Origin of the sequence: Bartonella grahamii ATCC 700132 (assembly GCF_000518085.1) — a bacterium.
GTDB classification, from domain to species: domain Bacteria; phylum Pseudomonadota; class Alphaproteobacteria; order Rhizobiales; family Rhizobiaceae; genus Bartonella; species Bartonella grahamii.
The window spans coordinates 1-25,232 of record NZ_JACX01000021.1 but is presented as its reverse complement, the minus strand read 5'-3'; the positions used below and the strand labels follow the sequence as shown (position 1 = coordinate 25,232).

The window sequence follows — 25,232 nt, the reverse complement described above, 5'->3', positions numbered from 1 at the left end:
CTTTCATCGATTGGTCAAATTGCATGGCTTTATAGAGGGGTGCAATTAAGGTTGCTGTTTGCGCAATGGCACCCACCATGCGCCCCCGCGCTTGGATAAAAGCATTTTTCGCATTCTTTGTCGCATCCTCAAGATGCTCAGGGTCAAACCACCCTTTAAAATGCTGCCTTGTCTTGTTTTGGAAATGTGCAACATCTGTACTGAAGGCTGCAAGATCACGCTTGGCAGAAGCTATCCCCTCTTGCAGATGATTGACAAAACGCACAACAAGGGAAACATCCATGATCGTCTCTTATCCTAACTGATGGCTTTCATATTCTTGGGCTTTAAGGCGTGCGAGTTCTTCTCGATAGGCAATCACATCCAGCCAATCCATCTGGTTAATTTCTGAAGGCGCCCAGTGATAATAAAGGGCTAGTTCTGCTCCAAATTGTCTGGCAGAGAGGATTGGCGTTGCGTAAAAAAAGCAAAAAAAGCCTTGAACACTGCCATAATGTCAACAACATCAAGACGATTAATCAATTCAACCGTTTCATGAGATATATCGGCTAAAAGCACGGCTATTCCTTCCATAGCCTCATGAGTAAATAAAGCCTCACAAAGCTTAAGAACAAGAACATCATTGCCCAATGTTGTTTTATCCTCTTCTAAGCCAAGCAGAACGAGCTCTACCAACTGCGGTCCAATCAACACCGCTAATTGGCGTGCTTGCTTGAAGTTTGGGCGATAAAAGGTCAGTTTTTTGCAGAGAGTTTCTTTGCCACCTTTGTCCTGATAAAGAAGCGGAACCTGCAACTCTACATCAATGCTGGTTTGTAAACTTGTCATGATCAATTCCTATAAATTGAGAATCGAGCGGCGGCGAGAACCGATCTCTTGTCCGTTGCGCACAAGCCAACCGCCCCGTTTAAACGAAAAGCGGTGTAGAACAGAACCATCCCAAAATTCCGTATAGTCCCAAACATTTTTGATCTCGCAATCATAGCCTGTAGCTTTTCCAGCCGTTAAGCCTTCACTATCCACTTTGACTAAGCGCCCTGTAACATCAATGGAATGCTCATGCTCGCGTCCATCTTCTTCAGAGATCACATGTTTTTTGCCGGTGAATTTATGACGAAGACCAGGAGGACCACCAAAGATGCCGATAATTTCGGGGGTATGGCTGCGGATTTTCATTTGTAAACTTAACGCTTTCACACCAAGACCGCTCACATCAATTTGCATATCAGAGCCGCCCGGTTGATAGGTTTCAGTGATTTCTTCCAACGTGGGCAGTTTCAATGTCTCAAGATCAAGGTGAAGATTCACATCATCATCAACAATTAGGGTAAAACCGCGTACAATGCGTAAAGTCATGCTTTAACTCCTTGCTGCTTTGCGATAAGTTTCAAGCGTATCGCCAAATTGATAAGTCATTTTCTTTTGGATATCTTCAGCCAATCGATCAAAATAAGCGCTATTGCGCCGGCTGGAGAAACTTAAATCTTCTAGAGGGGGTACTTCTTCTGCATCAAACTCGATCCGCAATTTTCCCAATTGTAAAGTACTGTTGGAATTTAAATCGCGATCAAACCAAACCCGCCCACCCAAAAGGGCACCACGTGCAATCAGATCATCAAGAAACTGCGTGAGGCTGCGGGTAATGGCAATAACATGTTGACCGGTCAGATTCTCGTCATTGGCCCAAGGGCGGAAACTGTTAATGATTGTTTTTTCCAAGGCTGCACGGGTGCGCACCACATTGACAAAACGCCACAATGGATCACTAGAGGTGGTGTGGTTACCCCATAAAATGCGTCCATTGGCGGCAAATTGACCTTGGGCATTTTGGCTAAGGCGCGCGGGAATAAAAGTGGCAATATCAGCTTGATTAAGGCGATTAGCCTCATGATCGATTTCGCCATCAAAATAGCTAATCGGGCGCGCCGTGCCTAAAATGCCATGCACATCTTGGTTGGAGGGAGACCAAAAAACACCGCCCCTTTGCTTATCACGCTTGATAAACATCGCGGCAGCAAAAGGACTTGCCGGTTTAACACTCCAACCACCCTCAACATTTGCCACCCGCACAAAGGGATCAATGAGATAACAAAAGCGTGAGGAAAAATCTGCACGATAGGCAAGGCTTTCTTCCGCATTTTTACCCCCCGTATCAAACACGGCAATCGCTTGTAGCTTTTCTGCCACTTGTTCCAAAGCATCTGCCACGGGGTTTTTACCATTATCAAGGCGCCCTGCACTATAAGCTGGTGCCAGTAAAATCCCAGGCTCTACCCCTAAATGACCACGCGCATGTTTCAGCGCATGCATACCAGTTAGGTGAGCATTTGATCCTACCATTTCCGCTTGTGTCTCAGTAATGGTTGATTTTTCTTCCACTCGCACAAGAATAATTTGTGCCTCAATCCCCTGTGCACACACCGCGTTGATGACATCAAGAGCCGTGCCTCTTTTTTTCTCAAGCTTTTTCAGTTTCTCTATCTCATGTGTGAAGAGAAGGACAGACTCGTTGAGGATATAGATCTGTGCATCAGCATCAGGGGCTGTAACAACCACACTAATGGCGGTTTGATCAAATGTTGCTTAAAAACGTGATTTTTTACATTGATTAACCCTATTGACCTTAAATTATTGTCAAATACACAGAGTTATTCTTTATTTTGATCTTTCCTTAATTCTGTAACGGGAACACCATTAATACCCCAATTGTCTGTCTCCACTTCATCAATCACTACAACAGTCGTTTTCGGATTTTTATTCAGAATATTAACTAATAATTGAGTTGCCCCTTCTATTAGTTGTCGTTTCTGTTCAGAGGTAACCCCTTCATTAGTAATTTTAATGTTTATGTAAGGCATAAGATCTCCATAATTTACAAATATTGTACAAAAAAGCTCAAATAAATGAACGCAAAAAGATTAAACATTAATACATAATAACTATGCATTTTAAAGCTCGTATCCACCGGTGAAATATGCAGGCTACTGGAAGCAAAAATAGCATTTATCGATACAGGAGAAAGGAGTTGAGCTGCAATAAAGAAGCAAATCCAAACCAAATAATCCGTAACCCCATAAGTTATCGATGACCCTAGTAAGGGAAATGCCAAACTAAATAGCACCATAGGGTGAATTCCTACTACACTGAAAATTGGCAATACGAAGAGAATACAGGCATAGCGCTGCCAAACAGAGAGTGATGCCAATGAGTGACTAAACGTCATCGGCAACAAAGGAATAAGCAAATCACAAGTAGATATTAGCAGGCTACAACCTAGCAACAACATAATTTCACTTGATATACTGCGTATCACTGCCACCAAAGGAGTCAAAAAATCAACACTGCGTGAACTCCCACGCTCAAGGACATATAGAATGCTCGCCGTCAACGCAATGCTTTCTAGTGCATTCAACCTGATAACTGTCAACGCAACGATAAATGTTAGCCAGAACAATATCAAAAAAATCCAAATTCTTAACCTCTCTCCTTCTTTATTCGCTCTCCTCTCATCGCAAATAATCGGATTAGCTAGCGGTACAACAGGAGAAAAGCACAACAACAACAAACTGAATAGAAAAAGTGGTATCCCAAAAGCAGCGGATGTGAATATTGGTGTTCTAGGCATAGCAGAGAAAACTGTTGCTGCACCGATGCTGGTTGGCATCAGTACCATTGTGATGCTCATCATCCGCATCACAATAGCGGCCAAATGGCGAGAGGGAAAAACACTTTTCTTCAAGGCATCAATCATTAGGGGGATAACCCCCAAACTCATCGGCCAAGCTAGGAACGCAGTCAGTATCGCGATGGACAGGGTAAGCGAACCCTTTCCATAGCGCATCAACCGTTCAGAGAGAAATTCTGAAATACGCCATATATTCATCACATGGCGCAACAATCCCATGGCGAGTAATAGCCAAAAGACATCAGTAAAACGCACAAGCACAGTACTAACATCAGGAAAGTGCCAACGCCATATCAGCACTAAAGTACAAGCCAACAGAATAGCCACACCACTGCGTGCATTCCCCTTCAACCACCAGTATGGTATCGTCAAAAGCAAATAACCGAAAACAGTCACTCCAGCCAATGGAATAAGAAACCAAGTTCTCATTGAGATAGATATAAGAAAAATGAATAGCATCAGCATCGCTATTATAGCGGATACGGAGGACATGCGTATCAGGAAGCTTTTTACATCATCAATGTACATTAATTGTTGAATCTTTGACTGAGTGGCGATTAAGAAGCTGCTCGTACATGTCAATGACACAGTGCCCTGCATCCCGCAGTGCACGCGAATTAACTAAAGGTCTAGGCAAAATATATGTATAAAAATTGGCCCCCTCTACTGGATTACCTACCACCCATAATGTATTTTGTACTTGTCCTTTAGTATTTATAGGATGCTGCTGACAGTCAATATCAATACCACCAGGATGATATCCTTGGTTGATAAATGGCCGGATGATACCCTGAGCAGCCAAATTTTTGATAAAAGGAGACTCATCACGCAACGGAGAAAAACTATCAATCTTGGCCGTGATCAGCACATCTCCATCAACTGAACTGTTTTCATCTTGGAAAACAGACTGAACTTCGAAACGGCTAGTACTAGCATTGAGAACAAGTTTAGGTGAAGGTCCGCCAGCCAAAGTCACGATACCAGCCTCCATCAGAGCCTTCAACTCTTGGTTTCGCTGCATCGGTGGGCCAACAGAAATACGGTTAAAGTTTGGATTAAAATATTCAATAAAGTACTTGTGAGATGAAGACGTTAACCCGCAAAAATCAATTGCTGAACGTAAGATATCACGGACATCTCGTAGCACATCTGTAGCAGCTTTCACTGGGCCATCAACATTACCTGCAGCGGAAGAATGAAGATCGTCCTTCAAATGCTCCATGAAGAATCTTGTATAATCCTTCAAAGAAGCAAATATTTTATTTTGATGAGGATACAGCAACGCTTGAATACACTGCTCGTCTTTGGAAGTAACAACATAGGTTTCAGGGTCTAGCCAGTGCCCCAGCTGCGTACTTCGATAGACATAACACATTTCTTTAAGCAACAGAGGTAAAAGCTGCGTTTCGAAATCCAGCTTCGGAGAACCGTTAGCAATGCTGGATTGCTTACGCAGATGATGTATTGCATCAAGAGTAAGGAATGATGGTATGTATTGCCCACTACCACCCTTTTGATTAATCCCGCGACTACTAAAAGGTAATGTTTGACGGGAGAATAGAGCTATCTTCGGTTCTTTGCCGCTTGGCATGTAATGCAATTGTCCAGCATTTTCAGTAAAAGTCCCACCGCGACCGTAAGTCAATTGCGACAAGACATCATAGCTAGTTAATCCAATTCCCTGCACCAGCACACAAGACTGAGATTGTATAGAATCCAACTTTTCAATTGGATAAGGATTCGAATAATAGTTCAAAAGCGCGTTTTTCATTTGATGACCAGCCACAAACTGTTGCAGGCTTTCATCATGCGATGAATATGTATTCTTACCGTGACCCGTGGTAATATAAACAAAATCTACACTGTAACGATCGCCATCTTCCAAAAGAATACCCGTTTTATTATCTTGGTGGATATGGAGATTGATAACTTTTTGTCGGATCTCCTTAATACGAATACCGGAAGGTAAATCTTGCGTGAGCTCTTGGTAAGCCCAAGACAGGTATTCCCCTAACAAACGACGTGATAAATAATCATTTTCTTTGATTTCTCTCCCAACATTATGCTCTGTACGAGAAAAAACACCGTTAATATTACGATAACCTTGTTGAATAGCCCATTGATAGAAATTCGGTCCCTTACGAATAGGCCCTACACCCTTAACTGTATCATCACCAAATAAAGTAATCTGGCAAGCGACAGTGTTAACCAATAAATGATCTGGCTGATGCACACTATGGGTACCGGTTCCCATCTCATTGGGATCAATCAATAAAATATCAATGTTCCCAGAAAATGGATAATGGGAATAAAGTGTGAGCAAGCGTTCGAGAATACTGATCCCACGAGGACCAACGCCCAAAATAGCGACTGTAGAGTGAAGCATTCTGTAATCTCCCCTATTAGAATAATTTGACTTTCACAAAATGTTTCAAAAAGAACGTAATAAATTCTCTCGACTTTTTAGTGAAGATTGCGGGTTTATGAAACGCCAACGACCTTTTTACAAAGACAATATTGACAGATTCCAGCAGCAGCAAAAAGCGCTACAGCACCACAGATAACGGAAAGCGCAATGGCATGTGAACCAAACTGTAAAAAACTCGTCAAGAGAGGTCCTAATATTTGGCCAAAACCGTAAGTTAAGGTAGCCAAGCCTAGCAGATTTATGCCATACGGCGCATACAAACGCTTAGCTAACGGCATAACTAGAGAGGTCGTCCCCATAAAAGTAAATCCAAACCCTATGCAACTGAGAACTATCAGTACAAGAGACTGGCTGAATAATGTCAGTAATACGCATCCTCCTTGGATAAGCAAATTGAGCATCAGACAACGTAAGACCCCCCACCGATGAGCTCCCCATAACCAAATGAAACAACTAGGAACAATGGCTATTCCGACAAACGACCATAAGTGGTTAGCGAGTAGTGGGAAATTAAATGTTTTCGCCATCAGAGGAAGATATGTCGCAACAATAATATAACCAAACCCAGCGAGCCCATAAATCAGAGCGAGTTCCCACCAAACGATATTTTCGTGTGCCAATGACTCATTACCAGCAAATTGAGACGCATCAACACGACGTGGAAATAAAATAAACAACAAAAGCAACAATACAACAGATATAAAACCAGCTCCAAACCAAATATTTTTCGCGTTCAGCGATTTACTCAAACCAATAATAACATACTCATTACCCAGTAGAATACCAACTCCCACACCTGCATAAAGCGAAGCAATAACCCACAGCTTGTGAGTATGCTGCATAACCGTAATAGAACCAAAAATCATCATTGCTGCACTTGCGATACCGGCAGCAAAGCGGATAAAGAAGACCAAGTAAAAGTTTGTTGTTAACGCCATGGCAAAAATAAGTGCACTTGTCACTATAGCTGCACCAAATAGCATGTAGGGAGCACGGGATATATTCCCAACTCTGCAAAACGAAAAAAACATACTCCCAACTAAATAACCGCCATAATTAGCACTAGCTATATAAGAAAGTTGCTTAAAGGTAAACAATCCTTCATCCAACATAACTGGAAATACCGGTGTATAGAAAAATCGCCCGATCCCCATCCCCAAAATCATAATAATCATACCGAATACAGCGATTTTGAAATAACGCAAATCTTGACGATTATTTTTTCCCCCCATTACTCTAATCCCTTAACTAATAATTCGCTCATCCGCATTCTATCTCATCAACAATAGCACTTATCTCAGAGAATAAAAGCCAATCTAGCCATTTGTTTAAGTAGACAGAGCAACATATTTAACGATTATTGTCAACATTACTGGATTAGTTATATGCATTTCATCGTTTTACGCCCTGCTCCATGGATGCTCTTCTCCCTACAAAGCTTTTTTTTCAGAAAAATAATGGCTGTAATTAAACAGCAATAACAACGAGGGCATCAATAAGCGTACCCCCCCTTTGAAAAAATACTCTCTCCTAAAGCTACCACTTCATCAGGTGCGACCAAAATATCCTCAAAGGGGTGCGTTATGTTCACATGGTGAACGCCTTCAACTATCAGGCGGCTTAGTATCCAACTTAAAGACAAATCACGCCCAAGCTTTTGCGCACGCGCCCATTCTGCTCTTAAATTCTGCTCCGCTCTTTCCAAAACAAAGGAGCCTTCATCCGGTAACAACCAAAAATCAGCAGAAACATTGATTATCCGCTGTACCGCACTTTTCACAAGGATGTGGTCATTGGTCATTTTAATATGGGGAGTAATCAAGAGCTGCTTGCACCTTTGCAATTAAAACCTCATCAGCCCCACCCCTAAGCGCTGTCACTAAAAAGTGCAATATGAATAAGCAGGCTTTTATCCTCACGATAAACAAAAGCATCTTTGACATGGATATCGCTTGAGAGGTCAAAATATTGAGTGCGTGGCGCTGTGCCACCTGTGGCTGTACCACCTTGTGGAATCTCCTTATCTATTCAAGCGAATGCGGCGGCGCAAACGCTCATCATCTTCATCCAAAAGGCGCGTGCCCCCATGAAAATCCCCCAAATGATCTAAACTTGTTCCACGCGCAAATGTGAGTAAATTATCTCGCGCTACTTCATTAATCCGCTGGCGCAACAGCAACTCTTCATAAGCGGCCGCTTGCAATTGAATGACCACCGGATCATAAGCCGTCTTTTCCACATTATAAGGAATATGATGCGCTGCAAAAAGCTCAGTCAAACGCGTGATCTTTTGCTCTAAAATTGCTTCAACAGAAAGCTCTTCAATAATTTGTGGGAGGGATAAAGGTTCAAACTCTGTCATCACCAACCTCTAAATTGAGGTGCATTGGCTCTTTGTGTGACCAATCCCCCAAATGCCCATCGGGATAAAAACACCCGTTAAAACAAAATGGAATGTGCCTTCACGCGTTGCTTTTGTCAGATCAATCCTCTGCAACGAAAACCCGGGCTCTCCACACTCTGGATCATCGAGTGCTTCAACAATTGCTTGATAAAGCTGCATCATCGTCGCGGGATCAGCATTGGCGTCTTGGAATGCTCCAACATCACATCCATAATGACGACGCAAAACCCGCGTCCCAATCCTTGTCGTCAGACATTTACGCAGTGACTGTTGGCAATGGTCCCAACCATATAAAAGAGAGCCATCCTTTTCGCTCATCCCGCACCGCATGCTTTAAGCACCCTTCATTGTCTTTGTGGTAGAAACAGTTGGGGGCGCAGAAACAACAGGGGCTGGTTTTTCAGCAATCTGACCAAGCAGCAACGGATATTTAGCCGCTTCCTCACTTAAACAAATTTCTTCACCTTTGCCCGGTGAACACTTACCTGCAACAAAGTCTGCATTGGTTAAAATAACATAAGTGTTCTCACGCATGATAAAAACTCCTTCATCTCAAAGAGGACTAGAGGTTGTGGAGGGACCCATTTTGACCCCACCGTGTTTGTGGCTTGCGCCAACAGATTTTTGATTGTGCTGCAAATCTTCTGCTTGAATCTGCACACTACCCGTTAATTCAACACGGGTTGATTGATGAGAAAGCACCAAACCTTGGCTACTCAAATGGATTTGGTTTTCCCCATGGGAAAGAATAAGCTCATCCTTCGTGATACGCAAAGTACCATAAGAGCCGTCACTTTTCTTTCCTCCTTTGTGCTGTAAGAGTTTTATCTCGTTGCTCAAGCGTGTCTTCTAAATGAATAACTTTTCGTTTCTTATCGAAATATTTTCCTCAGACTTTGAAGCCTGTTATTTAAATTATCAACTTCGTGATCGAGCCTTTTAACCTATTGATTTAATTTATCAATATGTTCATGATGTTTAGAAATCACTTCTAAATAATGTAATGCTTGAGACTGATCCTTAAGCTTATTTGCTTCATTTAATTCTCGAAAAGCCTCTGTTCTTTTCTCAACATGCTCAAATAAAGTAAAAACCTTCTCGAGCCGTTCAAAAATTGCAGCATTCCGTTTTTGCGTTATTTCATATTTATAAGTCAGTTGCTTGTTATTTGGCATATTTTTCAGCAATGCAAAATAGAGTGCCTGCTGTTCAAAAGCTATTCTCTTCAAGTCCTCTACCGCCCCCCCCAATATTTGCATTGTATCGTTCCATCCTCTCTCCGCATTGTCTTTTTCAAACTTTGCTGAATCCAACTTCTGAACCGCATCATCTCGTTCCTTAACAACTTGGGAACAAAATAATTTATCTATACCCGTATAGCCATGCGAGGTAGATAAAAGATATGTTAGCAAAAATATGATAAGCAATAAGCCTTCTCTCAACAGAACTTTTTTTGTAAACATTTTTTATTTTCTCGTATGCAATAAATTAAAATAAACAATTAAATTCGTATTGAAAAATTAATAATGAAATTTATTAAATCTATTTAGAATAATCTATGATAAAAATAAAAATGGATAAATTGTACACAAATTAAATACTCTACAAACAGAATAAAGCTATAAAAACTAATTTATTCAATAAAATAGTCGTATTTTTCTCTCTAGCTTTATATCTCTATAGGAGCAATTTAATCACTTTATAGGTGACTTTAAAATATTTTAATAGGATATTACAATTGCCTCAAAAATAATATTTTGATTAATAAATATATTAACAATTATAAAATGATGCGTATACAAAACGGATAAACACAATCAATGTAGTGATCAACCACTTTATAATATAGATTTGTTTGTTTTATCCGTATCAGCAATAAAAAAGTTTGTATTTTTTACATAAATTCAAATTTATTCATTTTTTATATTATATTTTATGCTATTACTTTTAAGTTAATAAAGATCATAGAATTTTAAACTGATGAGATGCTTTCTTTTCTCAATGTACGCTCATTAATATTTGATGTAGGAATATTTACTTTACATCATAAAAATGCATTTACAATAATAATATTTTATATAGGATCCTCCTCCCATGTAATGTGGTGAATAATGAAAACATCAATAACGAGGAGGAAATCATGGATCATACAGAATGTAACGAATAATTAAAGAAATTTACCTGAAATTATTTTTCAGGTAAAAGTTGGTTTGCTCTATAAGTGGGGAGGAAAAATGAAACAACAATATATTTTAGGGAAATACACACATGTTGTTGTTCGTGAAGAGGATGCTATTTTTGGTGCGGGTTCAAAGCAGTTTATTATCAATGATAAAAATTTTTGGGAGCACTTAGTGCTTATTGCAGCACAATGGATCAAAAAAAAGACAGTAGATGAAGTTTACAATTCACTATCGCTAATCATATTAAAAAAAGTTTTGACTGTGCGTTTGATTTTCTTGTTTCTAACCATTTTCTTGTCAAAGCTGAAACATCAGACAATATCCTCAATAATCGCTATTCCAGAAGTCATCTCCATTATCAAAGCTATGGTATGCATCCAACCTCCGTTCAGCATATCCTTTTGCAAAAAAGTGTTGTCATTTTAGGGTGTGGTGGGATTGGTAATCATGTATCAGCAATGCTTGCATCCTCTGGCGTTGGAAAATTGACTCTTGTTGACAATGATGTGATCGAGATGACCAACCTTACCAGACAAATTCTTTTTACTGAAGAAGATATCGGTCTTCCGAAAACAACTGTTCTTAAACGTGAGCTGATGCGGAGAAACAGCCAAATTGAAGTTCATGAATTACAAATGTTGATTACTGAAAAAGAGGATATCAACAAATTACCCAAAGCTGATTTATGGATCATTTCTGCTGATTCACCTGTTCAGCTAGGCCTATGGATCAATGAATGGTGTGTAAAAAATAAACAAGCCTATATAAATTCCGGTTATGTTAATGATATAGCTGTCTTTGGTCCATTTTACATACCTGGTAAAACTGGTTGTTACGCATGTAGCTCGTCTATAGGTAATCTTCCAGCAAAAAGTAATCATCTTATTTATGAAGCTTGTGTTATGATTAATAATAACTTCAAAGTTGCTACATTTCCTCCTGTTAATGCACTTTCAGCTGCCATGTGTGCTAATGATGCTCTTAAATTTTTGGGTGGTTATGGAAGCCTTCTTTCCACTGATCGCCGTGTGGGGATATGGAGCAGCCAACTTTTCACAGAAGAGCGTTCTCTAAAGAAAAATCCTCACTGTAAGGTTTGTGGAACAACACAATGAACAGACCACGCACCCTTGCTCTCAACTATGGCTCCTATAATGCTGTCCGCATGCTGATCGGCGTTTACCATGCGATTTTTTTAATGTCCATGGGAGTTAGTCTGGCGCAATTAGCTCTGCTTCAGGTTGTCTTTTCCACCACCATCCTGCTGCTTGATTTTCCCTGCGCTGTTTTATCTGACAGATATCGACGTAAATATTCCGTTATGGCTGGGGTCTTTATGACAGGAGTATTTTATCTTTTATGCCTTCAAGCTCCCAATATGACGGCACTTATTATTGCGCAAATTCTCTATGCAGCAGGCATTTGCATCATTGTCAGCGCCATTGACGGATGGATTTACCATTCTCTAGGCGATAAACAGGATCACTTTTCGCATTATGCTCATCTCTACCACCAAGTTAACTCTTTCGGAAGTATTCTCAGTGGAATTATAGGCATTGGAACGATCTATTACTCTGGACAATATTTTATGGGATATATCATCTCATGCCTCATGATGGGATTTATTTTTTTGATATTCCTTATTGTTCCAGAAGAAAAGAAAACGACAATTGAAACTTCCAAAACAAAAACAATCTTGCACAATGCCAAGGAAACGCTTTGGATTTTTCAAAATACAGTAGGAGGCGCATGGTTTATTTTCCTCATGTGTCTTTTTAGCGCTGGTATTCAGATTATTTATCATTTCTGGCAACCGATAATACTTTCAGGGGGAAAAATTAATCACCTCAACGGTTCGCAAATGCTCGTCTTGATGTGCTGCCATATTGGAGCCTTTTCAGCACAATATTTTTCAAATTTACTGATGTCTAAGTATCATGTTCTTGATAAAAAATATAAGAATTCTATAAAATATTTTTCCTTCTTTTCTGCGCTGATGTGCATAGCGCTCTATTTTTCAGTTCATAGTCATCAAACTGCTGCATCAGTCATCGCCTTCTCTTTAATCCATGGATTTATTTGCACTGTACCGATAGGGGCCAAAAGCTTATTTTTCTCAGAACTTAACCAAAAACAAACGCAGCATATTTCCGGTGTTGTTGGTGCTGTATCTTTTAGCGGAAGAATATTTTCAATTACAGTATTAAGTATTATTTCTTTTCTTCCTGCAAAAGTTTCTCCATCTTATTACCTAATATTACCGACCATTACTTTTTTCATGTGTGGTTTGGTTGTCATGAGATGGATGAAACACTCTCACAAGTCTCTATGAGAGGAAATTTTTAAAATTATCACCCACAGTGTTTTCTTCTAAAAGAGATCGATAATTTTTTGAGAGCATTGCCACATCCAACGTTCAACATACAATGAAAATATAAAGCAATATGTTGATTTATGATGATAATATAGCAAACTCGAATATTGTAAGATTCTTTCTTTTCAAATCTATTTTTATCGTTGAAACAATCAAAATCATTTTCTTGCATATCATAAGTGGAGAAAGCCGTATAAATAAAAACAATTTAGAAAGGCAAAATGCCTCTGATGAACTCCCATAATCAAAGTCTACCACAACACGGAAGCAGGTGTATAATACGCCTCTTTGCATCTTCATAAGTATACAAATGGCGTGGCACTATAAGACTTTATATGTCTCACAGAAACTTTTACGTTTTATACCATTTAAGAGGTGCCGTCGCAAAATGGGCTTATACACATTGAAAGATATCTCTTTAACAAAAGTGCATAAATTGGCAATACAAGTATATTTGTGTTTAGAACATTCGTTTTATATGAGAGGCATAATCCCAACGGGATAAACAAAAGCGTAAGACACATAATCTTCATTATTTAAAAGACACTGCCATAGAGATTTATGAAAATTATAAAACTGAATTAATAAGATGATGATAAAAATGGGAGCTCATTTCCACCTTTTTCGCTTTTATATTTTTTCAAAATTAAAAAGATCCTTCCGTTTTTAGAAATGACTCGCTAGCAAATATATACAATATTTTCTCCCCTATTTGATATATAAAAGCTGACATAACCGATAAAGCAAAAGCTTAGCAAAACAACATCATAAGATAATAAATGTGCCACCAAACGATTGGAACGATATAGGGAAGTCAAAAACACTTTTTGGAACAAAATCCGTAACATACCTAGCTTTACGGCCGCTTATTCTTACAAATGTTCATGCTGCTCCCTATATCCATAAAAATAAATAAGCAATCCTGAGCTAAAAAATATGCAACGTCAATGTAATGCTACAACAGAGCTTCGCTTTCCTTTATCAACAAAAGCATGCGAAATTTTGAAACAAACCCATCTTTCTCGCGATAATTTTTTTCCACAACTGATCATATTTCCTTTAATATAAATTGGCATAACGATTTACATAAAACATATTGCGCTTAAAACATCCCCCTTTGGTTTTGCTTTAGTTTACGCCATCAGAAAAAAGTTTTTGTAACTTGTTTCATGAAACATAAAATTAAAAATCAACACAGGAATTAAGAAAATGAGCAACCACACGCGCTGCTAACGCAGGTATTACAATTTCGCAAATAAATTTAGATGGAAGAAAGATAAAATAGCACCACTCTATACCAAAACAGCCGATAGAAAACGTCTAGCAAGAAAAGCAAATGGGAACAAATCACTGAAAATAAAATTCCCACACACAATCGACTGCTTTTATAACAATAGATGGCGGAGAGGAAGAGATTCGAACTCTCGAGAGCCTTTTGAGCCCTACTCCCTTAGCAGGGGAGCGCCTTCGACCACTCGGCCACCTCTCCAACAGAGAGGCATAAATGGTATCAACAGAAAGTTCAAGACATTTTCGATTTTTTTCCCAAATATCTGAAATTTTTCTCCTATTGAGCCCATAGGGATAAAAAGTTAACAAAACAAAAATTGTGTCTTTTTTACCACATTATCTCGAATAGTACATGTATACATTACAAAAAGGTAATTTCATATTTGAAACTCTAAAAAGATTAGTATAGCTAAGGTAACAAGTGCCGCGTATTTTACTTATGTCTTTGTCCTTAATGCGTTAGGTGAATGATACTCTTTAGAAGAAGATTAAACGGACCTCGGAGATCTTATATGAATATTAAATCCCTCTTTTTAAGCTCTACAGCAGCTTTTTTAGCAATTTCTGGAGCACATGCTGCTTCAACAGTTATCGCCGAACCCGAACCTGTAGAATATATTCGCGTTTGTGATGCCTACGGAAAAGGATATTTTTATATCCCTGGAACAGACACCTGCATACGTTTATCAGGAAATGTTCGTACTGATTTTATAGGCGGTGATAATATCGATGCAACAACCGAAACTGAACTGAACAACAAAAGAAAAACCTATGGCGCATCATCACGGCTCACCCTTGTTTTTCAAGCAGCTTCTGAAACAGAAATGGGAACACTTCGTTCATATGCAAGAATTTTCTCAAGCTGGGGTGATGGTACTAACAAAGCTGGCGCAACACTCTCCGCTGCTTACATTGAACTGGGTGGTTTTCGCGTAGGTCTTGATGACACAATTTTCAACAGCTGGACTGGTGATTATGGAAATGTTCTCAATGATGACAGCATAGCACCTGCCGGCACAACACGCACCAATTTTATTTCCTACACCTTTAATGGTGACTCCGGTTTTTCTGCTATTATCGGAGCTGAATTAGGCAATAATGCAGATGCTCTTCCTGGAACAGCAGGATACTATATTGATAAAGATAATAAGCTTGTTTCTATCACGAAGGATACTCCTCTTCCAAGTAAAGCAATTAAAAATTACACACCGAATGTGGTTTTGGGTATAAAGTTTATGCAAAAATGGGGTGGTTTTTCAGCGGTTGCAGCATATGATACTTACTACAAAAAATGGGCTGGAAAAGTACGTGCAGATTTCAATGTCAATGATCGTTTCAATCTATGGGTAATGGCTGGTTATAAAAATGGACTTGATTACTACACAGTAAATGAAAATGATGAGTTATCACGAAAAAGCACAACGATTTATGCAAACTGGGGCGGTAAATGGGCTGCTTGGGCAGGTGCCACTTACAAACTCACTCCAAAGGCAAATTTGAATGCACAAGTCTCTTATAGTGCTGTAAAAACTTTTGCAACTTCTGTAAATATTGCATACACGTTGGTTCCAGGATTTGTAATTACACCTGAATTAACCTATGTTAATTGGGATGATGATCGCATTGTGACGGATAAAAATAATGATGAAAAACATTTATTCAATAAAAAAAGTGCTTTTCAAGGTATGATCCGTTTACAGCGTTCATTCTAATCCTATTTAAGCTACAACTTTTGAAACCTAGCAACTTATGTTGCTAGGTTTCATTTTTGAAATTAAACATCATAAGCATCTTTCTTGATACTTATTTTCTTGTCTTTTTGACAAAAATGACTGACTTTCACAAAAATATTCTCATAAAATTAACCTGATGTGCTTGATAAGAACACTGCATACGTGGTGCTTACACATCAATTCAAACAATCTCTTGCGTGCCCTTTAAAGGTGAACAAATCCCTTCGCTTTATTACCAAATTGGTCTTTCTTGGTAATTTACTTTTAACCTTTGTTAATTTAGGTCATGATCTTCTCAGATAAATTCTACACTGAACAGATAAAATATTGAAAAAAACAAGATATCATTGTGTTTTTGATATGCATGAATGTGTCTTCTATTAACATCCTAAAACACAATATTTTACAACACTGCAACGCATTAAAAAACTTAATCATCAAGAAGCATATTGTCAAAACGATGAATATATCCTCCAAAACAATAAAAGAGACAATAGATATATCTTCAAAAAATGAATTGACCTCTTCCCCTTCTAAAGAATAGAGACTCCTATCAGGAGCAATCTGTAAACGACCCACCTTTTCTTGAATCTGCATCACATTAATTTATAATGACAATTTATTATTTTGCATGTTGGATAAGAGTTCCGAATATCGTAAAATTCCCCATTTCAGACCTGTTCCAGTTGAATCAACCAAAACCATTCACTGGTACACGACAAATGGAGAGAGCCATGTGAATAAAAACGAGTAAAGAAAATCCTCTTATGAATCGTTTTAAGTTCCAAAGGCTGTAGTAACATTGAGATCTGGCAAAGTATATGATGGTGCTAGGCACTTTTATTAAGCATAAAAAAAATGAGGATACACTTCATAGAGGATTTTAGATTATATTCTTTATGAACGTCACTGTAAAATATGTGTTGTGATACAGACTAAAAGACATTTCTTTAAAACAAGCATGTAAATATACAATACAAGGCCATTTTGATTGAAGCGTTTTATCTTGCGTAAGGAACATGCCATCATATACGCAACATCTTGACTTTACTCATTTTTAAAGGAAGAAAAATATAAGCACAAAGAAACAATAAAATTTAATCTCTGCAAATCATAGAGCTTTCTGTAGAGTTATGTTTCCATAAAACGCCTTATACCGTACATGGGATTTTTTACACGATTAATGCTCTTTTTTACATAAAGCCCATTGGCAAAAAGAAGCCTCTCTTGATAAGAAAAAGGCTTACACGTAATCATATTTTCAATTAAAAGGATTGAATTCACGGAAAATACTTATCAACCAATGCATAAAGAATTGCTGCTGTTTCAACATCTAGAATCCCATCATAATTTTCTTGACGAAAATGAAGTTGGAATGCTCGGATCAAATCTTTGTATCCTATTTGGGTACACGCAGCAGAAATGTCATATCCATAACATTTTAGCTTCGCCGAAACATCTTCTTTGGGTGGCAAGTTCTTAGAGAATTGCTCTTGATAATGACTTTTTAGTTCATCATCATACCATGCTCCTATACCTGCCCTATAAAGTTCTCTCCATGGGAAAGCTGCTCCTGGATCACTTTTCCTTCCAATGGCAATATCACTATGTCCCACAACATCAGTTGGCATAATATCGGGATACCGTTGAAGAATATTCAATGCAAGCTCCTTAACGGCATCAATTTGTATTGGATTATAAGGAGGAAATATCCCCCCCTCATCATGATAAGCCATAAAATCAACTGTCTCTTCTGGAGACTCAGAATGACCAGTCGCTAAATTAACGATTTCAATCCCGATAGATGCATCATTGAGATGACTATGCCCAGCCCATGAACTCACACCCGCATGCCATGCACGCTCATTTTCATCGACCAGATTAAAAATACGCATATCCTTAAAGCCTGCCTCACGATATGTCTGCTCTGAAGGATCAGGAACAAGGTAGTGTGCACTAACCTTTTCTCCTGTAAGCGCCATAATCGAGGATTTAAAATCAAGAGCCGTATAATGCATGACGAGAAAACGAACGCGACGATTAAAACTCTTGACAGAACGATAACTGTTGTAATCAATCTGATACATAAAAGCCCTTTCTTTTTTGCTAAAAAAGACCACTGCGCATCACAACAGATAGGACACGAACTTTAAAAAAATTGCAATAAACTTCCCATCTAGATACTAAGAATTACGCCTAAAATTTGTTCATCAAAAACATTGACACTCTTATCAACAATATAAGACACATTTTTATTCTTCCCCCACACACGTGTAAAATGTTTTTAACCACATTCACAAACACACCGCATTAAATATTTTCCTCAAATAAATTTCTAAAAATTACCAATCGAAAGGAAAACAAAAGCATAAAATGATCACTCCTTAAATTTTCACGTCTTACAGAAAAAATAGTTTTTCCTGTTATCAAATTGAAAAATATCGCCCCTCGGAAGCGAACTCCCGACTATCGCGCAATCACACAAAAACTTAAAGGAAAAATTTTATGAACTCTTTACAGCGATTTATTATCAGATAACTGAATGGCACATATTCGCAATAAACTGAACATATTTTTCAATAAAATTTGCAAAGTTTTCCTGTAAATGACACGACTTCTTGTCTTTTCACAACATCACTTTTTGATTTACAAAGAATCTCAATTATTTACAACGCTTGAGGCACATGACGTCTCTGAATTCCTTGTCATCAGCTCCATGAAAGATAACATATTGATTTATAATAATAATTAATCATTATAAATATTGAATGTAGCAAGCCTAATATCGTTAAGTTTTTCTTAATCTTGAATCAATCAAAGTCATTTAATTACACATTAAAAGAAAGATTAACCTATAGATAAAAACCACTTAAGAAAAAGATCGAAATACTTCTTATAATAGAACGTTCAATAATTTGAGCAATATTTTTACGTCCCCATAGAGGTTCATTTGCTTTTCTCAGTTTGTAAAACTCTTTTTAAAACCAACCAAGCTGCATATTCTTGTAAGACGGCACCTAAAAGTGGTCGCGTATAGGGAAAAGTTACACGATCATCATCATAACCTTTCATCCGTATAGTCATCGTGGCATGTCCAAGGCTTTCTTCTTGATTTTCTAATGTCTCGATAGAAGGTTCTAGGCTCACTTCAACCTCAAGCTTTGGAATATTTTTTGTACTTTTTTCTATGGGCTGAAAATATTTTAAAAGCCGCGGATCATTGGAAGACCAATGAACCTCTGCATGCATCGCTAATTGTTTACAAGTAGTAGTCACTTCTGCACCAACCAAATAGGGGTGAAAATGATTTTCAAATTCTTCCACGAAATGTTGTTCCAAGGGCGCTTCTGATTGACCAACAAGCTGTACAAGAACATAAGGACTTTTCCATAAAAAATGCCGTTCAAATGGCTCATTTTCAAGATGACAATCAACCCACTGCGCAATGGTACTTTCATCAATTCCAATCAAAGTCCATGCATACCCCGCACGCGATACAGAAGAATATTTTTTCTTATTTTGTTCTAAATAATTCTCTAAAAGTGCAAGAGCCTGTGATGGTGGACCAGGCAAAACAACAAGCGTACTTCCATCGCAAGAGAGATAAAACCCTGGTGCTGTACCCGTAGGATTATCAAGCACGGTTGCTGTCTCAGGAAACAATGCTTGACGTGCATTACTCTTATCCACCAAAATCCCTAATCGTTGTAATTGACCTTTTATTGTTTGCCAAACATCTTCGTGATGTAACAAAGGCTGCTGCACGGCTTTTGCAACCGCATCACGTGTTATGTCATCTGATGTTGGTCCCAATCCCCCACTGATAATGATAAGATCTTCTTGTCCAAGACAAGAAACAACAGTTTCACTGATTTGCTGTAATTGATCAGCACAAACAAAATGACGTGTGACTTGAATATTTCTCTTGTTTAAGCTTTGGCTTAAATCTTGTAAATTCGTATTCAAATATTGTCCTGAAAGGAGTTCATCACCAACGGTAATAATTGCCGCATGACCAACAGAGACAGGCTTCACAAGAGAATTGCGAACAGCTTCAGCCATTTGACGGGTAGAGGCTACACCTCCTAGATCGTAAGATACAGTTTTTCCAGCACGAATAACCTGATCAACACTCTCAGATAATTGTTTTGCTTCATCTTTAAAGCCTAAATGTTCTAAGAGTAAAGCCGTGGTATAAAGCATCGCAGAAGGATTTGCTTTATTTTGTCCAGCAATGCGCGGTGCACTCCCATGAACCGGTTCAAAATAAGCCATTTTGCTTCCCACATTCACATGAGATGCAAGCCCCAATCCCCCCATGATTCCAGAGCCAAGATCAGAGAGAATATTGCCAAACATATTTTCCGCAACAATCACGCCAAACTGCTCTGGCTTCGTTACAATCCACAAAGCAACCGCATCAACATTATGAATATCTGCTTCAATTTCCGGATAGTTTTGCGCAATTTTCTCAAAAATTTCTTGAGCAAACTGACTACTTTCCGGCATAACATTGGGCTTATCAGCAAAAGTAACGCGCCTCAAACCATATTTCCTTGCATAAGAAAAAGCGTATTCAAATAACCGCTCTAAACCAAAGCGTGCCTGCAAACGGACTGTCCACGCAGCTTCCTCAAGCCCATATTTTGTCAAATTGGGATGCCTTAACCAAACGGCTGTTTCAGGAGTGATACCCCGAAAATCCAATCCAGCATAAAGACCTTCACTATTTTCTCTGATAACACAAAAATGAAAAGGTTTTTTCGGACCAAAGATGTATCTTATAGGGCGTATATTTGCAAACAACCCTAATTTTTGGCGAAGCTGAAGTACAGGAGAAACATAGGCAAGGTTTTTCTCTTTTAAATGCGGTTCCAGTTCTTTTAAAGCCTCTTCTTTTTCTTTGCCGGTCACAGCTCCAAGTAAAATCGCATCACTCTGAGTAATTTTTTGCCAGGTCTCTTTTGGAATAGGATCTCCTTTCTGTTTCCAACATTCAAAACCAATATCACCATAAGTCAATTCAATCGGCAATTGGAATTGCTCCAAGACCATCAATGCAGCATCACAAACCTCTGGACCTATCCCATCACCAGGTAATACAAGAACTTTCTTTTTCATAACTCATCAATCCACTCATCAATGACTGCATCTGTCATAGTAGGATTATCCTCCCACAAACGCGTACCAGCACCAGAGATAATCTTATATTCATGGTTCAGATTATGACTTTTCGTCTGATTATCTACCGTTGCAAGTTGTGACTTTTCCCCTACCAAAGATAAAAATTTTCCAGTGTATTTGATAATCTCATCTCTCGCATCCATCGCCAATAAGAGTTTAAACCCTCTTGTCATGCGTTCAATTGCCACGCTTTTTTGTTCATCAGAAATCTCCAATAAAACTCTTTTTTTCATAATGCCAGAAGGATGCATAAAACCATTGAGTATTTCCAAAGCTCCTAACAAATCATTATTTTCTAAGTAAACAAGAATATCTCCAAGGCGCCGTTTCAAAACCTTATCAGGATAGCCAGGTGCATTCACAGCAAGCACAGCTTGAACATTGGGAAGCCGTGCTGCCAATATTTGTACCAACATTCCAGCCATAGAAAATCCCACAAGCACTGCGGGCTTTTTAAAATAGCTTTTAAGTTTTTCTTCTATAAAAGATAAAATGTCTACAGCAGAATGATTGAGAACATGAGAACTCTTAGGAAAAAGAGAAAGCGTATCCAGCAGAGTGACAGGGAATCCTTTTGATAAGCATAGCTTTGTCAATGGAGAACAAAACACACCACCATCCCAAATTGGCATTACAGGAGAAAGAATAATAATAGGAAGGCTCATTGATCAATTCCTCCCCTTATTTTAAAACATGCATTAGAGCCAAAACTTTTCCCACCCAATATAATGAAAATATGTTGAAACTCTAGGCTCATACTCCCCCCCATCATTATCGATTTGTTAAACTCAAACTAAGCTTGTAACAAATTTTAAACCCATTCAATCCAACAACTTAATAAAAAAAATTCATCTAATGTACAAGTGCCCCATTTGTGTAAAACATCAAAAGCATTTCCGCATAATGCTTTCTTTTTATCATTTCACTCAGCTTATTTCTGAGGTCATAAACTCACGGGCTTTTTGAATATAAATGATAAAACCAATCACGCAACACACAGCTAACAAAGTGGCCATAGCCCGTGGGCTATGGCCAGAGATTTTTCCGATAACCGCTGCACTTAGCGCCGCACTTCCTAATTGCAAAGATCCCATAACACCAGAAGCCGCTCCAGAAGCTTTCGGATGCGATGAAATAGCCAACGCTGTTCCTAGCGGCAATAAAAAACCATTACCAAAAGTCAGAACAGCAATAGCCATAAAACTTGTCACAAGGGGCCATGGGCTTAGATACATTTGCACAGCAAAAAGCACGCCTCCTATAACAAAAATAATGTATCCTCGACAGACAGTCTTTTCCATAGACTCGCGTTCAAAAAACCATCGCGCCAAAAGATTTCCCAAAATATAGGGCAGTGAGACACCAATATAGCTATAACTAATGTGTATCGGTGATAGACCCAAAGTCGTGAGTAAAAAAGGCGATTCCACAATATAAGCAAAATAAGCTATGTAAGAAAAACACGGAATAAGTGCATAAAAAATAAATTGTTTATTTCTAAAAACGCCTAAATATGCCTTCATCAATCCTACAGGAGAAAAATGCTGCCGTTTTTGAGGGGGCAGAGTTTCCGTTAGCACAAAACAACACAGCAAAATGGTCAAAAATATAAAAAAGCTTAAAAAGATAAAAGTTGCCTGCCAATGAAAAGCTTGTATCAAAAGTCCACCAATGAAAGGTGCAAGTGCTGGTGACATTCCAATAAAAGGGAAAACAATCAAATAAAGTTTTCCGGCTGCTTTTTTATCCAACAAATCATTGATAATTGCACGACTTAAGACAAGTCCCGCACAAGCACCAAGACCTTGCAAAAAACGTAACACAAGAAAAGCGTGAATATGAACCGTATAAATCGCACCAAATGTTGTAAATAACCATAAAAATAAGCCCAATAGAAGTGTTTTTTTACGCCCAAAATTATCACTCAGCGGCCCATAAATGAGCTGTCCAAGTGCCAATGCCAACAAAAAAACTGCCACCGCACTCTGAATTTGAGATTGTGTCACTTGATAATATTGACGCATCTCACCCAGTGCTGGTAAAAAAATGTCGGTAGAAATCAAACCTCCTGTTGATAAACATACAATAAGTATAATGAATGGTAATGTATATTTATGAATCATAAAGAAAATCACACTTTTAGTTAGAGATTAAATAGTATTTAATTAAATATAACAAATATAATTATATTTTATGCTTATACATACAAATAATAATTATTAAAAGTGTTATTATTTTACTTTGTAAAAATATTATTTTTCTTATAGACAGCGTTTTGTTTTACGGACTTCATGGGACAAAAAGTTATCCCCTAAATAAGCTTTCCTGTACACACATCTTGCTATAACACACATCAACCTTTTTCAGAAACATCATAGATAAAATGCACTGATATTACATACCTTCTCCGCGACAACAATGGTATTCTCATACAATATCGAGTGAAATGAATCTACAAAATTCAAGGAAGAAAAACGGTCTATTGACGGCTCTACTCCAAAATTACGACCGTACAAAGCCCACTTCTAACACAACAATAGCTTGAAAACCCTATCAACATAAACCTTTATTGTAAAGAATTTAGGTCTATCAGCTCATAGAGTATAATGACACCCCTGCAAAAAAACAAATATACTTTGCTCATTGCATGAAACTTTTTACTTAAGATAAAAAATTAAAAAACTGTATAACATATTGATAAATATAATACTGTAATTTAATATATTTTTATTTAATTGACTCATAGGAGCTGTGAATGTGCATAATAGAAATAACACGCGTCCCATTACTGATACCCCTTACAGTTGAAGGAAAAACATATACAGAGATTAGTTTACGACGTGCAAAAGTTAAAGACTTAAGAGAAATAAGCAAAAAGGAAGGGATCAAGCAAACAATAGAAATGATTGCCTGTCTTTCGGGATGGTCTTATGATATGATCAACAAACTTGATGAGCATGACTTTTCAAATATCAAAGATATTTTGGACTCCTCAGTAAAAAAAGCGCTCGACAAAATAATTAGCATCAGTAACGATATTAAAATGGCTTTGAAAAATCCATTCATAAGCTATGTCGAAAGTTTTATCCATAAAATAAAAACACTCATGGGAAAAATAATGAATGTCTGCATTTTCAGCAACACCATGTTGGAAAAATGCAAAAACAGTTTGTATAAAGATATATTTGAAACAAAGGATATAAAAAACATAAAAGAAGAAATCTTTAGCGACTATACACCAATAACAGTGCATAACCCTTCTAATACACCGATTCAAATGAACATTATAAATTACGGTACCTTCATACAAAATAGTCCATCAGAACATATGCATATTGCATCTCATCCCAAAACTGAAAACACAACAAAAAAGCCAATTTTGGATATAATCTTAAAATTGTCAGACATTGCCTCAAAAATTTTGAATCTGCCTTCTTGGTGTTGGGAGCTTTTACTTAAAAGATTGAAATAATTTTTCGAGCATCGTTTTGATATAGAGCAATAAGAGAAGGAAAAACAGCTTAGAACACTAATGTTTCTTCCTTCTCTTTTATCTCTCATAGCTTTTTGAATTGAATACTTTTGATATTTATTTTAAATAAATAATTGAGGCATTCTTTTAATTATAAGTACATATAAAAAAATAAAATTTTAGAAGACGCGCTGTTTTTACAAAAAAATGAAATAATAAAATAAAGACTCTAGAATTTTAAGTAATGATCACCGTCCTGTTTTCGATGTTTTCTGTCCTTTTTGGCGCATATCTATTCACTTTTGGAACATAATTGGCAAAAAGACATTGTATCTCCAGCATATTCAAGGAGATAAAACATGGAAACTCGCATTCCTGAAGACACACCATTCGATACGAATTTTCTAGGAGAAACATCTCTAGAAGAAAAGTATCCATTCTTTCACACACCCATTTCATGGTCCGCAATCTTTGCGGGA

General features: G+C 37.9%; 18 protein-coding genes, 1 tRNA gene and 5 pseudogenes. 6 read left to right on the top strand and 18 right to left on the bottom strand.

The features are described from left to right. The 13 genes and pseudogenes from U736_RS11140 to U736_RS11120 form a co-directional block, all read right to left on the bottom strand. Nucleotides 1–283: pseudogene (locus U736_RS11140) on the bottom strand (phage tail tape measure protein); the annotation flags it as partial. A gap of 131 nt (nt 284–414) precedes the next feature. Continuing rightward, nucleotides 415–828: a hypothetical protein gene (locus tag U736_RS0107130; RefSeq protein ID WP_026500544.1), complete on the bottom strand. Its 414-nt coding sequence runs from the start codon at nt 826–828 to the stop codon at nt 415–417. 9 nt (nt 829–837) lie between these two features. Beyond that, on the bottom strand, nt 838–1,356 hold the full coding sequence (locus tag U736_RS0107125; protein WP_015856800.1) for a phage major tail tube protein: 519 nt from the start codon (nt 1,354–1,356) through the stop codon (nt 838–840). A gap of 3 nt (nt 1,357–1,359) precedes the next feature. Beyond that, nucleotides 1,360–2,583 (bottom strand): annotated as a pseudogene (locus tag U736_RS11135) (phage tail sheath family protein); the annotation flags it as partial. 65 nt (nt 2,584–2,648) lie between these two features. Further along, nucleotides 2,649–2,858 carry a 2-hydroxymuconate tautomerase family protein gene (locus U736_RS0107115; protein ID WP_015856802.1) on the bottom strand — a complete coding sequence of 70 codons (210 nt, stop codon included), beginning with the start codon at nt 2,856–2,858 and terminating at the stop codon, nt 2,649–2,651. A gap of 14 nt (nt 2,859–2,872) precedes the next feature. Beyond that, nucleotides 2,873–4,114: a hypothetical protein gene (locus U736_RS0107110; protein ID WP_143711780.1), complete on the bottom strand. Its 1,242-nt coding sequence runs from the start codon at nt 4,112–4,114 to the stop codon at nt 2,873–2,875. An 88-nt stretch (nt 4,115–4,202) separates the two neighbouring features. Then, complete coding sequence (locus U736_RS0107105; protein WP_026500542.1) at nt 4,203–6,071, bottom strand: FAD/NAD(P)-binding protein; 1,869 nt, start codon at nt 6,069–6,071, stop codon at nt 4,203–4,205. A 95-nt stretch (nt 6,072–6,166) separates the two neighbouring features. Next, complete coding sequence (locus U736_RS0107100) at nt 6,167–7,345, bottom strand: YbfB/YjiJ family MFS transporter (RefSeq protein WP_015856805.1); 1,179 nt, start codon at nt 7,343–7,345, stop codon at nt 6,167–6,169. 260 nt (nt 7,346–7,605) lie between these two features. Further along, nucleotides 7,606–8,475: pseudogene (locus U736_RS13190) on the bottom strand (baseplate assembly protein). Beyond that, nucleotides 8,462–8,847, bottom strand: a pseudogene (locus tag U736_RS11125) (GPW/gp25 family protein). The pseudogenes U736_RS13190 and U736_RS11125 overlap by 14 nt, the downstream one beginning before the upstream one ends. Nucleotides 8,848–8,850: 3 nt before the next feature. Next, nucleotides 8,851–9,051: a hypothetical protein gene (locus U736_RS0107085; RefSeq protein ID WP_026500540.1), complete on the bottom strand. Its 201-nt coding sequence runs from the start codon at nt 9,049–9,051 to the stop codon at nt 8,851–8,853. 18 nt (nt 9,052–9,069) lie between these two features. Then, complete coding sequence (locus U736_RS0107080) at nt 9,070–9,357, bottom strand: hypothetical protein (RefSeq protein ID WP_015856808.1); 288 nt, start codon at nt 9,355–9,357, stop codon at nt 9,070–9,072. 104 nt (nt 9,358–9,461) lie between these two features. Further along, the gene (locus U736_RS11120) at nt 9,462–9,980 is read right to left on the bottom strand and encodes a hypothetical protein (RefSeq protein ID WP_244596088.1); all 519 of its coding nucleotides are present in this window, start codon (nt 9,978–9,980) and stop codon (nt 9,462–9,464) included. A 771-nt stretch (nt 9,981–10,751) separates the two neighbouring features. On the opposite strand from U736_RS11120, the gene U736_RS12835 reads away from it, so the two are divergent. Genes U736_RS12835 through U736_RS0107065 form a run of 3 tightly spaced genes read left to right on the top strand, consistent with a single transcriptional unit; the run spans nt 10,752 to nt 13,032 of the window. Beyond that, a complete protein-coding gene (locus tag U736_RS12835) occupies nt 10,752–11,126 on the top strand; it encodes a hypothetical protein (RefSeq protein ID WP_244395815.1) in 375 nt (124 codons plus the stop codon). Then, nucleotides 11,102–11,815, top strand: coding sequence for a HesA/MoeB/ThiF family protein (locus U736_RS11115; protein WP_244395816.1), 714 nt, complete (start codon nt 11,102–11,104; stop codon nt 11,813–11,815). The genes U736_RS12835 and U736_RS11115 overlap by 25 nt, the downstream gene beginning before the upstream one ends. After that, nucleotides 11,812–13,032 (top strand): MFS transporter, encoded by a 1,221-nt coding sequence (locus U736_RS0107065; RefSeq protein ID WP_015856810.1) that lies wholly within the window; start codon nt 11,812–11,814, stop codon nt 13,030–13,032. Before U736_RS11115 ends, U736_RS0107065 begins: the two co-directional genes overlap by 4 nt. 1,440 nt (nt 13,033–14,472) lie before the next feature. Here the strand turns inward: U736_RS0107065 and U736_RS0107050 are convergent. Continuing rightward, nucleotides 14,473–14,563: transfer RNA gene (locus U736_RS0107050), tRNA-Ser, on the bottom strand. Nucleotides 14,564–14,876: 313 nt separating this feature from the next. Between U736_RS0107050 and U736_RS0107045 the strand changes: the two genes are divergently transcribed. Beyond that, complete coding sequence (locus U736_RS0107045) at nt 14,877–16,076, top strand: porin (RefSeq protein WP_026500539.1); 1,200 nt, start codon at nt 14,877–14,879, stop codon at nt 16,074–16,076. A gap of 1,301 nt (nt 16,077–17,377) precedes the next feature. On the opposite strand, the gene U736_RS0107040 is transcribed toward U736_RS0107045, so the two are convergent. From U736_RS0107040 to U736_RS0107020, 4 genes are all read right to left on the bottom strand, one after another. Next, nucleotides 17,378–18,184 (bottom strand): N-acetylmuramoyl-L-alanine amidase, encoded by an 807-nt coding sequence (locus tag U736_RS0107040; protein WP_026500538.1) that lies wholly within the window; start codon nt 18,182–18,184, stop codon nt 17,378–17,380. Between the two features lie 859 nt (nt 18,185–19,043). Beyond that, entirely contained in the window at nt 19,044–21,218 is a 2,175-nt protein-coding gene (locus U736_RS0107035) for an isocitrate/isopropylmalate dehydrogenase family protein (protein ID WP_015856813.1), read from the bottom strand. Beyond that, nucleotides 21,215–21,946, bottom strand: a complete 732-nt coding sequence (locus U736_RS0107030; RefSeq protein ID WP_026500537.1) for an alpha/beta fold hydrolase — start codon at nt 21,944–21,946, stop codon at nt 21,215–21,217. Before U736_RS0107030 ends, U736_RS0107035 begins: the two co-directional genes overlap by 4 nt. Nucleotides 21,947–22,207: 261 nt before the next feature. Next, nucleotides 22,208–23,404: a multidrug effflux MFS transporter gene (locus U736_RS0107020; protein ID WP_026500536.1), complete on the bottom strand. Its 1,197-nt coding sequence runs from the start codon at nt 23,402–23,404 to the stop codon at nt 22,208–22,210. 632 nt (nt 23,405–24,036) lie between these two features. On the opposite strand from U736_RS0107020, the gene U736_RS11905 reads away from it, so the two are divergent. Further along, entirely contained in the window at nt 24,037–24,753 is a 717-nt protein-coding gene (locus U736_RS11905) for a phage tail assembly protein (protein WP_081725915.1), read from the top strand. Between the two features lie 359 nt (nt 24,754–25,112). Then, nucleotides 25,113–25,232: pseudogene (locus U736_RS12830) on the top strand (DUF3792 domain-containing protein); the annotation flags it as partial.